Here is a 12,816-nt window from a genome sequence, read left to right on the forward strand (position 1 = left end):
GGTAAATTCATGAAAAATCGCATTTTATTAAAAACAAATTTATTTGTGTGCTTCGTAATCATCGTCGGATTCCTTCTGACCGCGATACTCAGTTACGAGTCCAACTACAGCACATCAATTAAAAATATCGAGCAAGTATCCACCTTGACATCAGAAGGAATCTACTATCAGATAAACTCTATGTTTACGAAGCCGGTAAACATTTCCATGACTATGGCCAATGATAACCTGTTAAGAGAGTTCCTCTCCAAAGAAGAGGGCCATCTCGATGATCCGGCTTATCTGGATACGCTTCAAGGGTATTTAAACTCTTACCAGGAAAAGTACCACTATGATTCCGTGTTTCTCGTTTCCGCCGCCACCTCACGGTATTACAACTTCAATGGCCTGGACCGGGTACTGGAAAAAGGGGATCCGGAAAATGCATGGTACTATGACCGTATGCTAGGATCAGACGATGAATATGGCATAAATGTAGATAATGACGAGGTGGAAGGAGCCGGCAATGCAATTACCGTCTTCGTCAACTGCAAGATACACAGGAATGACGGAACCCTCCTTGGCGTAGTGGGCGTGGGAGTGAGGATTGATTCCCTGCAGCGCACGCTGAAGAAGTATCAGGATCAGTTCAATATGAGCGCCTATCTGATCAATGACTCCGGCAAGATCGAAGTATCCCCCCAATATTCCGGCTATGAAGAAGTGAACCTGTTTGACATGGTCTTCCACGAGAAGGATAACAAGGAGCGAATCCTGTCCTGGAAGGAAGAAGGCACTGCCTTTAAGGCATGGAACCTGGACAAAAACGGAGAGAAGCAGAATTACATCGTGGCAAGATATCTCCCGGAACTCCAATGGCATCTGGTCGTAGCGAGGGATACTTCGGAATTGATGGAGAAACTGAGCCGGCAATTCATCCTCACCGTAACCGTCATCCTCATCATCCTTTCTCTGATCCTGCTGCTGATCACCCGCGTGATCCGGCGCTTTAACACGCAGATCGTACAATTGACCCAATCGGTAGAGGAAGAGCGGCGCGCGGTGTTTGAAAAGGCCACCGGGCAGATGTTTGAAAATATCTACGAGCTGGACGTTAGCAATAACTGTCCGGCCAACCAGGCTACGGAAGCGTATTTTGAAAGCCTGGGGGCTCCCCACGGCACCTCTTTTGATGAGGCGCTGCGCATCATCGCGCAAAAGCAGATCAAGGAAGAGTTCCGCCAGGGCTACATTGATACCTTCCTCCCGGAAAATGTAATGAAGGCATATGAACAAGGCATCGAAGGCCTTCAATATGAATTTATGACTACGAAAGACGGGGAGCATTACTACTGGATGCGGATCACGGCCCGCATCGTAAAATGGGAACTAGACCAGTCCATCCACATGCTGGTATACCGGCAGAATATTGATGCTGAAAAGCGGCAGGAACAGAAGATGCTAAGGCTGGCCCAGACCGATGAGATGACCGGCCTTCTGACGAAGACGGCCACTCAGCGTCGGGCTATGCAAGAACTTGCCAGTTCCCCGAATGACTGCTTCGCTTTCTTCATCTTTGACATCGACAACTTCAAGCAGGCCAATGACCTGTATGGCCATGCTTTCGGCGATTCTGTCATCCTGGCATTCGCCGCCACCATCCGGGATAATTTCCGGAGCAATGACATCTTAGGAAGAATCGGAGGAGACGAATTTGTAGCCTTTTTGCGAATACAGGATTATGAATGGGCAAAGCAGAAAGCCAGTTCCCTATGCAAGGCGCTCAGCAGCGAGCATGCCTGGGGCTCCATGACCTGGCACGTATCCGCAAGCATTGGAGTCGCTTTTTCGCCGCAGCACGGCACGGATTATGACACGCTCTACCAGAACGCAGACGCCGCGCTGTATGAGACCAAGGAACGCGGGCGCGGAGGCTACACGGTTTATCAAGAAAAAGGCCTTTCTAAGGGATCAGACTATCCGCCAAGCATGTAGCATGCCCGTCCACACAAGGACAAAATAATTGGCCAGCGCTTAACGACGCTGGCCTTTACTTTGTCCCCAATAACCGTAAGACAGATGTATTATTTTTCTAAAGAAAAATCAAGTTTGTCCCGTTCTGCTCCGTTCACAATAATCGCAATGGAATGGATGCCCGGATAATGCCTTCTTGTACTCAGATCTTTGAAAGAATGTTTTTTCTCATAAGATCTTTCCTCGTTTTCTTTTAATGTCACTTCTGATATCTTGAATCGTTTCCTGGATCTTCTTCCATTCGATTTCACATAATCAATCCCATATTCCAGTCTGGCTTTTACTTCTTTTTCTGCTAATACCGAGAACGAAAAAGCTATGCTATCCCCAATCGAAATCGATGTCTTGTCTAACACGAATTCCAACAGTTTTACGGACGCTGTATCGTCGAATTCAAAAAACGCCATTGCTTCGCTATCCGCCTTTTTAAGCAGGGTACGGCAGCCGTGCTTTACTATCCAGTCGGTATGATCGGTCATTCCATACCACTTCCTAGCTATGCCCAGCACCAGATCCGGATGTGTTTTTGAGATATCGTTCAAATTATTCGCAACGCTCTTTCTAACATAGGCGGAGGAATCATTTTTTAACTGTTCTAATATGGGGATGATGGGCGTGGGATCCTTTTTAAAACTGTCCAGCACCTGTCCCCAGGGCAGCTGCGGACGGCAGCCCTCGCTCGCCAGCCTTCTTACGTGTTCGCTTTCATGCTTAGACCAGGCATACATCTGAGCCATCATGCGTGTTTCATCTTTTCGCAGAAATGCTCGCACCGCGAACTCGGCAGACCAATATTGCGTAGTTCTTTCCAGCGCATTGATCGATACTTCCCAGTCCTCCAGTCCGTATACTTCAATAAAATCAGGAAAGAAATAAGCGTATGAGAATCCGTGAACCGCTTGTTCAAGAATTTCCAGCGCCTTTTGATATTCCCGGGGCAACAGTACGCCCAAATTCGTGCTTATTTTTCTGCACCTTGCTTTTAATTGCAGATCATCCCACGTCTCATCTATCGTCATCTCTAAGAACTCGTCTGCCTGAAAGGAAGGATAGATCTCCTTGATGGCGATTGCAACTGCATTAAGCGACTCATAATCATACATGTTCTTCAATGGTTCCGACAATCTGATATCCTCCTTCCATATAAATTCCTGGATTGTTAAATATTATAGCCCTTTTCAGTTCCTAACGCAACAGAGGCCTATGCCATTCACTATGGAAAGAAGTTGACGGCAAATATTATTTTCTTTAGCGAATGAATTGTATTTTAAGCCTATTTTATATATAATGATCTTGGGTGAGCACCTACCGGCAGTCAGGCTATTTCTGGCTGCCGGTTTTGCTTTTTCCCTTTCCTCAATCATTCAGCATGAATCATCATAAGGAGGGTGCTTAAATTGAATCTATATGTTCCAATCTTTATCGTCGTTCTGTCAAATACCTTGTACCATATTTGCGCTAAGTCAACGCCAGATGGAATCAACACCTTTGCCTCGCTCTCTATCTCCTATACGGTTGGAGCCGTCGCTTCTGTGCTCATGTATTTTCTTACACAGAAAAACGCAGATTTGATCGCAGAATATCGGCACCTAAACTGGAGCAGTTTTGCCTTGGGGCTTTCTGTGGTGGGACTTGAAGCTGGTTTTATTCTGATGTATAAGGCCGGATGGAATATTAGCACGGCTCAAATCGTTCAAAGTGTTATTCTTGCGGTAGTACTCATTTTTGTGGGATGTCTTTTATATAAGGAAATAATCACCGTCCAAAAAATCGTCGGCATCCTTATCTGCCTGGGCGGCCTGTATCTAATTAATAAATAGGAATGCAGCAGGTCCTTTAGTCTCCGTTTTTCTTCTGCCAGCGCACGGTATCTTTCAGCGTCTCATACAGATCCCGTGGCTGGTATCCCAGATCCCGGACGGCCTTCTCATGGGAAAATTTGTCATTGCTTTTTAACGCATAGAGGGAGTAGCCGGTATAGAGCGGACGCTCCTTCCTGCGCCTTGCGTGCCACTGCATCAGAGGGGCTGCAAGATGCGCCATCCAGGACGGAATGACCGGGATTCTTCTGCCTCCCGCTATTCTTCGTACCATCTTCAATACCTCCTGGATCTCATAATGACGGTTTGATAGGATGTAGCATTCGCCGCTCTTTCCTTTTTCCGCGGCCATAAGGCAGCCATAAGCCACATCCCGGACATCGACAAGATCATATCCGCCCTTTACGCATACTGGAATCCGGCCGCCAAGATAATCGGTCACCAGCTGGACCAGATGATTGCCCGAATGATCGTAAGGGCCAATAATCCCGGACGGCTGGACGATTACCGCATCCAGCCCGCCTTGTACCGCCGCCAGCACTGCCTGCGTGGCTTCTGCCTTTGTTCTGGCATATCCTCCCACTACCTTCTCCGGAGAAAATTCTTTGATCTCTTTTAGGACTGACATGCTGTCCGTATCCGGAATCGCATGGACAGAACTGACGTATACCAGCCGCCGTACGCTATATTCCCGGCACAGCGCAATTACGTTCTTGGTTCCATTTACATTCACTTCATAGAGAAGCGGCGAGACTTTTTCGGATATGTCGACGATCCCTGCCGTATGGAAGACATATGCTTCTTTCCCTTCCAGATCTTCAAACAACGGCCGCAGAGACTCTATGTCGCGGATATCGCCTTTAACGTACCGGACCCGGCCATCGTCCTCTATCTCTTCTCCCGGCAAGATCAGGCCGCGGATATCCGCCTCCTGCTTTCTAAGCAGCCGGATCAAAGTGTTTCCCAGATGTCCATTGGCCCCGGTAACAATATAGATTTTCTTCATATCAAACACTTCTTTCACTTTTTGAACACAGTGTTGTTTATCTTCTATATCTGTATTATAATATTCCTAACAGTTTACTTCAATCGACAACTTATATAGGGTTTGGATGATAAACGACAGATCCTACATTCTCTGTACAGTCAGGAGGAAATCTCATGAGAAAAAACGACCAGCGCATAAGGCTTACTAAGATGCTGATCCGCCGGGCATTCTTGGATCTGCTGCGCACGAAGCCTATGCAGGGCATCTCCATCAAGGAACTATGCACGGCAGCGGGCATCAACAGGGGAACCTTCTATTCCCACTATACGGATATCTATGATTTGCTGGAGCAGATTGAAGACGATATGATGCATGATTTCCAGGAGGCGTTAAAGCCTTTGCTGGATTCCGGTGAAAAGGAACTGACCCCGCTAAAGATCACGACCGGCATCTTCCAGTGCCTGAAAGAAAACGCCGATATCTGCGCCGTCACCCTTGGCGCATACGGGGATAAAAATTTCGCGACCCAGTTATTAAACATAGGCCGCGAAAACTGTGTGGAAAGTTATGCAAAATATTTTGCCGGCGCCACTCCTAAACAGATCGAATACTACTATTCTTTCGTAAGTTCCGGCTGCATCGGACTGCTTGAAAAATGGCTTGCCGACGGCATGACTTGCAGCGCCGAAGAAATCGCTGAAATTGCGGAGAACATCATGATGAGCGGGATTCACTTCTTATCAGACAAACAGTAGTCTGACACAATTACTTATTTTCAATCTCCATAATCATGTCCACCCTCGTCTGATGGCGTCCGCCCTCAAACTCTGCATCCAGCCATGCCTTCACGATGTCCTTCGCCAGCTCCATCCCTACGATGCGGGCCCCGAAGGCCAGGATATTCGTATTGTTGTGCTGTCTGGATAGTCTTGCCGTTGCCGGCTCGGAACATACAGCCGCACGGATGCCCTTCACTTTGTTGGCAGCCAGAGAGATCCCCACTCCGGTTCCACAGATCAGAATTCCCAGATCTACTTCCTTCGATACTACTGCCCTGGCAACTGCCTCTCCGTATTCCGGATAGTTGCAGCTTTCCTTCTTATCGGTGCCGTAATTTACCACTTCATAGCCCAGTGATTTCAGATAATCTGCTACCTCAAACTTCATGTCCACCGCGGCATGGTCATTGCCGATTCCTATCTTCATTGCTGTACCCTCTCTTCCATTTGTCATCTTTTTATATTATAATGTGAAAGTGTTAAATTAGCAACACGCCAATATCTAATTTGAAGGAGAATCTATATGGTCAAATTAATCGCAAGCGATCTGGACGGTACCCTGCTAAAGAACGGGGCTCAGGAACTTCCTCCACAAGTCTGCGGCCTGATCCTTAAGTTAAAGGAGAAGGGCATCCATTTTGCCGCCGCCAGCGGAAGGCAGCTTCACAGCATAAAGAATCTCTTTGCCCCCGTCAAGGATCAGATCTCTTATATCACCGAGAATGGGTCCTTATGCATATCCGAAGACGGAACCGTCCTTTCAAAAGGATTGATCCAAAGAGAACTGGGACTTGAGATATTCCGGGCCGCGAAGGAATATGGAGACTGCCATTGTCTCCTGTCCTGCGAGTCCAAATGCTACACGGATTCTGCCGACAAGGCATTTCTTGATTATCTAATCAATGATATGCACAACGATATGGGAATCGTCGATGATCTAAGTAGTATAACGGAGCCCTTTCTGAAGGTTGCCGTCTGCGACTTCGAAGGCACCAAGAATCTTATGCCTTACTTCAAGGAACGGTTTGATGGGGAGATCAAAGTGGTGACTTCCGGTAATCTCTGGGTGGACTTTATCGCTCCTAACGCCAACAAAGGCACTGCCTTAAAAGATCTGGCAGAGTACATGCATATCAAGCCGGAGGAAATCATTGCTTTCGGTGATCAGTATAACGACACCGAGATGCTGCAGTTTGCAGGCATCAGTTATGCTATGTCCGGGGGCGCGCCGGGCATCTCCTACTACTCTACCTATGTAACGGACTCTGTAGAAGAAGTGCTGGCAGACCTTGCTGCTTCAGTATAATATGCTGCGGGACGGCTGAAATCATTCAGCCGTCCCGCAGCATATTTGTCTTTCAATCTTTCATCAGCGGGGCCACCGCTTCTCTTTTGGCAGCAGTTCCCGGAACTTGTTATGAGGCTCTTCCTGATACCAGTAGGCAACGCTGGAGAGATCATCCTGTCTCTCGAACAGCCCTTTATGTCCCACCCCGATCTGCTGGACCGTGACTTTCAGGTCTTCCTCAAAGAAGATGGGGTCTGCCACATGCCACCGGTAAAATCCGCGCATGGGCGGGCAGTCGTCATTGTGGTACGGATTGTGGATCAGATCGTCATGGCGGGAGTAGTAAGGATATCCCAGGTAGGGCGTGCTGTAAGTATGCTCCACCGTCCTCCCTCCTTCCTGGGAGGCAAAACTCCAGGAGCCGCCGAAGTAATCTTCCATCCCCGTACCGCAGATCGTGGGATACTCCTGATCTTTGTCGATGTAGAACTTGACTTCCCCCTCGCCCCACCAGTATCTCTGGAGGGTGGACAGGGCGATATAGGTGCCCGCGTAATGTCCCGGCCCTTGAATCCCGTCTATGATCACATAGTCTTTCCCGATTTCCGTCAGTGCCTGTCTTCGGAAGCTTGCATGGAAGTAAGCGGCATTCTCCGGCAGTTCCTCGTACAGGCAATAGTCAATCTGGTAGAAAAAGGCCGGAATCGGGTTCGCATGCTGGTTCTCCAGGGTAATTCTTGCCTTCTTCCGAAAAGGCATCTGGAAATAAGTATTCAGGCCCCTGGATGGAACCACCGTCACCGCGCTTGAATTGACCAGGCACTCTTTTCCAAACCCGCAGCAGAAGAAGTCTCCCAGAGGCACTTCCACTGATGGGTTCTCTTCTTCGTCCCAGTACATCCGAAGCACCAGGTCTCTCAGCACGAAGCAGTCCCCTTCCGAAGTCTGATTATCCACTGTTATCCATATATGGGTAATGATTCCGGGGCCTTCCATCTCTCCCAGCAAGGCAGTCTCCCCAGGCCTGATGTCCTTAAGGCAAGGGCTTCCCTTCCGGGAAGGGCCAAGCGGGCTTGCGGCCATTCCGCCCCGCCCCTTCTCTCCATATCTGTTTTCCGCGTTGATGGCCCTGCTCCTTCCCCTGGTCAGGTAGGGAAGCGCGCCCAGGCCTTCCGGCAATTGCAGATGCATCCTATCATATCCTTTCATTCTTTATACCTATCCCTTCGTCGCTCCCATGGTCATTCCTGCCGTCACCCATTTATTCAAGGCAAAATAGATGACAAGCGGCGGAAGAATGGAGATCGCGATCGCTGCAAAAGTAGACCCCCAGTCCACGTTGCCAAACGCGCCTACATAGTCCTTGAGGCCCAGAGCGACCGTCTTTGCCTCCGTGTCGCTGATGAACGTGTTAGCAAATATAAAGTCATTCCAGATCAGGATGCTGTACATGGACGCGATGGTGATGACCGTATTTCTCGCAAGCGGGAATACAATCTGCAGGAATGTCCGGTAAGGCGAGCAGCCATCGACGATGGACGCCTCGATCAGCTCGTTCGGCACGAAGTCATAGAAGTTTACGAACATCATGACCGAAAGCGGAAGCGCGAATCCTACTTGTGGAAGGATCAGCGAAAAACTGGTATTTAAGATTCCCATGTCGCTGTAGAAAATGAACAGAGGAATCAGCGTGATCTGTACGGGAACCATAATGCCGAAGGTAAAGAAAGAATAGATCTTCTTCGTCCCCCTTACCTTGAACTTAGATAAGGCATATCCAGCCGTAGCGCTCAGTACCACGATCAGAAGAAGGGAGATGCCCGTCACCTTCAAGCTGTTCCACATATAGGTTCCGATCTTCCCGTCGGAGAGCACCTTGACAAAGTTCTCAAAGGTGACCGACTTTGGCAGGGCAAACGGCGCGGAGGCCAGTTCCACCGACGGCTTCACGCTGGCTATGAACAGCCAGATGACCGGATAGATCTGTATGATCAGAAAGAGTATGATGAAAACAGCGAATACAATCTTTACAATCTTTTTCTTCATCTTCTGCTCCTCCTTAGCCTGGCCCGTTCCTTCTGGAGCCGTTTTTCTTCCTTCTCTTCTTTTGACGTAAATAGTTTCCGCAAGGTAAATACTACCAGGATGCTTTCAATAATAATGAATACCGCCAGGGCGCTTCCGTATCCGTACTGGTTGCTGGAAAACGCCTTCTTATACATGTAGGTGGACATCAGTTCGCTGGCATTTCCTGGTCCCCCGCTGGTCAGAAGGAATGGTATGTCGAACCCTCTAAGCGCGCCGGTCAGGCACATGGTCAGCGTCAGCAGGATGATATCCTTGATCAGCGGCAGCTTGATCCGAAACAGGATCTGCATCTCGGACGCGCCGTCCACTTTGGCCGCCTCATATACGGATGGATCCAGAGACACCAGGGCCGCATAGAAGATTACCATGTACATGCCCGTGAATCTCCATCCTTCCGGCACGGAGACTGCTGCCAGGGCCGTCCCCACATTCGCCAGCCAGGAAGTCACCATATGATCAAGTCCTATGAACTGCAGAAACTGGTTCAGAAGTCCCATGGGCTCTGTAGAATAAACGCTTCTGAAAAGCTGGGCAATGGCTACCGTCGTAATAATGCAAGGCACGTAGTACAGCGTCTTGACCAGGGTCACCCGCTTCGTCATATATGTAAGCAGGATTGCAAAAAGCAAGCCTATGGATAACTGCATGACAACCACGATCACTAAATAGATCAGATTGTTGAAAAATGACGTGAAGAATACCTTGTCATGGAACATATCAATATAGTTGGACAGGCCCACGAACTCTTTGTCCCCGATGCCGTTCCACTTCATGAAGCTCATCCGTATGGATTCTTCAATCGGGTAGAATACAGCCAGTATATAAAACAAAAGGCCTGGCAGCAAAAATGCAAAAAAAGCCTTCTTATTCCTAATAATTCCCATCTCGCCCTCCTATCGTGCAAGAAATGCTGTCCGGGGGTTTTTCACTCCCCGGACAACTAATTATATGTCTATTTCGCGTTTGCGGCAATGGAATCATCTACCAGCTTGCAGAATTCATCCACAGTAATATCGCCGGACGCCAAGAGCAGCAGATTGTCCTGTATAATTGTGTTTGTGTCGGAATCCAGATACGTATCCCAAGGCTTCAGGAAGTTCTCTCCTGTGCTCTGCATATCTTCCTGAATCCGCAGGTATAAGTCGGAATAGTCCACGTCTTCGGAAAGTTCTGCCTTGATTGGAGACATCTGCTGTTTTGCGGCATATAGTTCTCCGTAGTTGTCGATGACATACAGAACGAAATCTTTCGTCTTCTCATCAAAGGTCTCCGCATTGAATGCCATGCCGATTCCAGAGTTTACGCAGAACTCATTTGCCTGCGTCTTGGCTCCGTCCACGGTCGGAAGATAGAAGTAGTCAATCTTGCCCTGATCGTATGCTTCCTGCATTGCCTCGATTTCCCAGTCGCCGATATAGTACATTGCTGACTTTCCATCCAGGAACATGGACTGTGCCGTTGCATAGTCGGTAGCCGCAAAGCCGTCGTTAAAGTACTGTCCGATCTCTGCTACGAACTCGGCGCCTTCCTTGCCGATCTCGCTGTCCATCTTTTCTTTGCCGTCTCTTAAGCCGATGATGAAGTCATTTGCGCTGGCCCGAAATGGCATCATAGCCAGATATCTCTGAACCGGCCATCTGTCCACGCCGTCTACGGAGATCGGCGTCACGCCGTTATCCTTCAATGTCTTGCACACGTTCAGCCACTCATCCATCGTCGTCGGAGGAGTCAGGTTGTATTTCTCAAAGATCTCCTTATTGTACCAGGTCATTTCCACATGGTATTCCAGCGGCAGCGTATACATGGTGCCGTCTGTGAACTCCTGGTACTTAAGCGCTGTTGGGTAGAATGCGTCATACTTGTCATTCTCTGTCAGGAATTCCTTCACATCCACCAGTTTTCCGGCATCCACCAGTTCCTTGCAGTATGGGTCGGCATCAATATCGATGATGTCCGGCATATTTCCTCCGGCGATCAATGTCTTTAATTTCTGGAGATAGGATGGCCTGTCGGCTGTGGTCTCAATCTCAATCTTCCATTTTCCGCCCTTTTCCTTGCTGTACTGCTCTGAAATCTCCCGCATTACCTGGTCGATGGCTCCGTCTACCGGTCTGGAAGTCAGCCATTTTACCGTGGTGACTCCGTCCTTGCTTTCTGATTCCTTCTTTTCTCCCTTGCCGCATCCTGCTGCCAGGGCCGCTACCATGCTGACAGCCAGCAATACGCTTACTACTTTCTTTTTCATACTCTTTCTCCTTTATCTTGTTTTTACTACATAGTTGCTCATTTTCACATTCCCCTGTATCACGTAGATTCCGGCATATCCGCCCTTATGGTCGTACATGCGGGTCGACAGGGCTACCTCATCATTGATATACACGATACAGATATCCTCTTCCCGGACGATCAGGATGTGGTAGTCTTTGGTTCTTGGCAGCATCCTGGCGGTCTCCACCTGATAAGGAACATCTCCCTTGATCTGCCACTGGTATGCCCCCTGCTCTGATCTGGGCCACATATCCCAGGCCACTTCGCCTCTGCGCTCGTTCATCTTCAGGAAATACCCCCGCTCCATCTTGGAGTCCACATGCAGGGCCACGCCAAATTCAAAGGCTTCTTCCACATGGATGTCCATCTCCACCGAGAAGCAGTCCTTGGGAATCTCATAGAGTGCAGCCCCAAGCGTCTCGCTTGCCAGGCTGACCGCGTTCTCTTTCTCTTCTGCCTTGCCGTTATAGATGGTGACAGGACGCCGCGGAAACTCTCTGGAATAGAACTCTCTAAGTGCCGGAACCGCCCGGACTTTCAGTTCCCCTGTGCCTTCCTCCTGGACCAGTTCGTGGAACACCATGGTTCCGCCCCATTCCCACGGGCCGAAGTCCCGGTTTCCATACTTGCTGGCGATCCATCCAAAAGCATATCTTCTCGTCCCGTCAGAGGCAGTCTTGATCGCATAGTCGGCTCTGGTATCAAACACATCGTCATCCGGAATCCTCCAGGGCCCCTTAAGGCTCTTGCTGATCCGGTAATGCGTGGTGAATCGGTCTGAGAACGTGGAATATACCAGGTACCAGTAATCTCCCATCCGGAATACTTCCGGGCACTCCATGGTCACATACATATCCGGAGCATAGAATGGCTCTTCATAAGTCCAGTGCGTCAGATCCTCTGACTTGCACAGGGCAACGCACCCTCCTCTTAACTGGCCTCCATCCTTTTGCCTGGCCGCCAGCAGCATGTAATAGCAGCCTTCCTCCTCATTCCAGAATACATAAGGATCCCTCCAGTCGAATTCCTCATACCTTACGCCGTCCGCGACAAAGAGGAAGTCCTCCATCGTCTCCAGATGCAAGGGATCCGTTCCCGTTGCCTGCATCACGGACTGCACGCTTTTGCCGTTTATCTTGATGTCCGCGTTAAAGGCTGTGTAAAACGCATGGTAGATGCCGTCCTTATCCTTAATGACTGAGCCTGTGTAAATATTCTTATTCGGCTTATCGTCTCCTCCTCTCTCTATCGCTTCCCCTTTGTATTCCAGGTTCACGAAGTCTTTCGTCGTAACAAGATGCCAGGTAGTCTCTTCCGCATATTCTTTGTCCTTTATGCGTGGGTCATGCAGATAAAATCCGTAAAATATGCCGTCTTCCCAATAGGGGATCAGATCTCCCACCCAGGCATGCTCTGGCTTATAAAATAATTTTTCCATAGTCACCCTTTCTTCCATAAAACATTTTGCACGAATTAATTCTTTCATTTATTCGTGCTTTTTATGTTACAATCTTACCATGTGCACACTTATTTTTCAATTAAATTTGTGCATTTCTATTCTTTTCCATTTTT

12 protein-coding genes are annotated in these 12,816 nt (G+C 48.7%); 4 read left to right on the forward strand and 8 right to left on the reverse strand.

Annotation, left to right across the window (positions count from 1 at the left end; genetic code table 11):
• Window positions 1-9: 9 nt before the first annotated feature.
• On the forward strand, window positions 10-1,974 hold the full coding sequence (locus K0036_RS17000; RefSeq protein WP_220430243.1) for a sensor domain-containing diguanylate cyclase: 1,965 nt from the start codon (window positions 10-12) through the stop codon (window positions 1,972-1,974).
• Between the two features lie 89 nt (window positions 1,975-2,063).
• Here the strand turns inward: K0036_RS17000 and K0036_RS17005 are convergent, their stop codons facing one another.
• Entirely contained in the window at window positions 2,064-3,137 is a 1,074-nt protein-coding gene (locus tag K0036_RS17005; RefSeq protein ID WP_220430244.1) for a DNA alkylation repair protein, read from the reverse strand.
• A 273-nt stretch (window positions 3,138-3,410) separates the two neighbouring features.
• On the opposite strand from K0036_RS17005, the gene K0036_RS17010 reads away from it, so the two are divergent.
• Window positions 3,411-3,833, forward strand: coding sequence for an EamA family transporter (locus K0036_RS17010; protein WP_025641818.1), 423 nt, complete (start codon window positions 3,411-3,413; stop codon window positions 3,831-3,833).
• A gap of 16 nt (window positions 3,834-3,849) precedes the next feature.
• On the opposite strand, the gene K0036_RS17015 is transcribed toward K0036_RS17010, so the two are convergent.
• The gene (locus K0036_RS17015) at window positions 3,850-4,839 is read right to left on the reverse strand and encodes an NAD-dependent epimerase/dehydratase family protein (RefSeq protein WP_220430245.1); all 990 of its coding nucleotides are present in this window, start codon (window positions 4,837-4,839) and stop codon (window positions 3,850-3,852) included.
• A gap of 155 nt (window positions 4,840-4,994) precedes the next feature.
• On the opposite strand from K0036_RS17015, the gene K0036_RS17020 reads away from it, so the two are divergent.
• Entirely contained in the window at window positions 4,995-5,576 is a 582-nt protein-coding gene (locus K0036_RS17020) for a TetR/AcrR family transcriptional regulator (protein ID WP_025641816.1), read from the forward strand.
• Between the two features lie 10 nt (window positions 5,577-5,586).
• On the opposite strand, the gene rpiB is transcribed toward K0036_RS17020, so the two are convergent.
• Window positions 5,587-6,027: a ribose 5-phosphate isomerase B gene (gene rpiB, locus K0036_RS17025; RefSeq protein WP_173694151.1), complete on the reverse strand. Its 441-nt coding sequence runs from the start codon at window positions 6,025-6,027 to the stop codon at window positions 5,587-5,589.
• Between the two features lie 96 nt (window positions 6,028-6,123).
• On the opposite strand from rpiB, the gene K0036_RS17030 reads away from it, so the two are divergent.
• Window positions 6,124-6,906 carry a Cof-type HAD-IIB family hydrolase gene (locus K0036_RS17030; protein ID WP_025641815.1) on the forward strand — a complete coding sequence of 261 codons (783 nt, stop codon included), beginning with the start codon at window positions 6,124-6,126 and terminating at the stop codon, window positions 6,904-6,906.
• Between the two features lie 63 nt (window positions 6,907-6,969).
• Here the strand turns inward: K0036_RS17030 and K0036_RS17035 are convergent, their stop codons facing one another.
• The 5 genes from K0036_RS17035 to K0036_RS17055 all read right to left on the reverse strand — a co-directional run bounded on the left by K0036_RS17035 (window position 6,970) and on the right by K0036_RS17055 (window position 12,682).
• Window positions 6,970-8,079 carry a glycoside hydrolase family 172 protein gene (locus K0036_RS17035; RefSeq protein ID WP_220430246.1) on the reverse strand — a complete coding sequence of 370 codons (1,110 nt, stop codon included), beginning with the start codon at window positions 8,077-8,079 and terminating at the stop codon, window positions 6,970-6,972.
• Window positions 8,080-8,106: 27 nt separating this feature from the next.
• Window positions 8,107-8,934: a carbohydrate ABC transporter permease gene (locus K0036_RS17040; RefSeq protein ID WP_025641813.1), complete on the reverse strand. Its 828-nt coding sequence runs from the start codon at window positions 8,932-8,934 to the stop codon at window positions 8,107-8,109.
• Window positions 8,931-9,860 (reverse strand): carbohydrate ABC transporter permease, encoded by a 930-nt coding sequence (locus K0036_RS17045; protein ID WP_025641812.1) that lies wholly within the window; start codon window positions 9,858-9,860, stop codon window positions 8,931-8,933. Before K0036_RS17045 ends, K0036_RS17040 begins: the two co-directional genes overlap by 4 nt.
• Before the next feature lie 68 nt (window positions 9,861-9,928).
• Complete coding sequence (locus K0036_RS17050) at window positions 9,929-11,221, reverse strand: ABC transporter substrate-binding protein (RefSeq protein WP_220430247.1); 1,293 nt, start codon at window positions 11,219-11,221, stop codon at window positions 9,929-9,931.
• 12 nt (window positions 11,222-11,233) lie between these two features.
• Complete coding sequence (locus K0036_RS17055; RefSeq protein WP_220430248.1) at window positions 11,234-12,682, reverse strand: glycoside hydrolase family 32 protein; 1,449 nt, start codon at window positions 12,680-12,682, stop codon at window positions 11,234-11,236.
• Window positions 12,683-12,816 lie beyond the last annotated feature (134 nt).

The organism is [Clostridium] scindens, from assembly GCF_019597925.1.
Classification (GTDB): Bacteria; Bacillota; Clostridia; order Lachnospirales; family Lachnospiraceae; genus Clostridium_AP.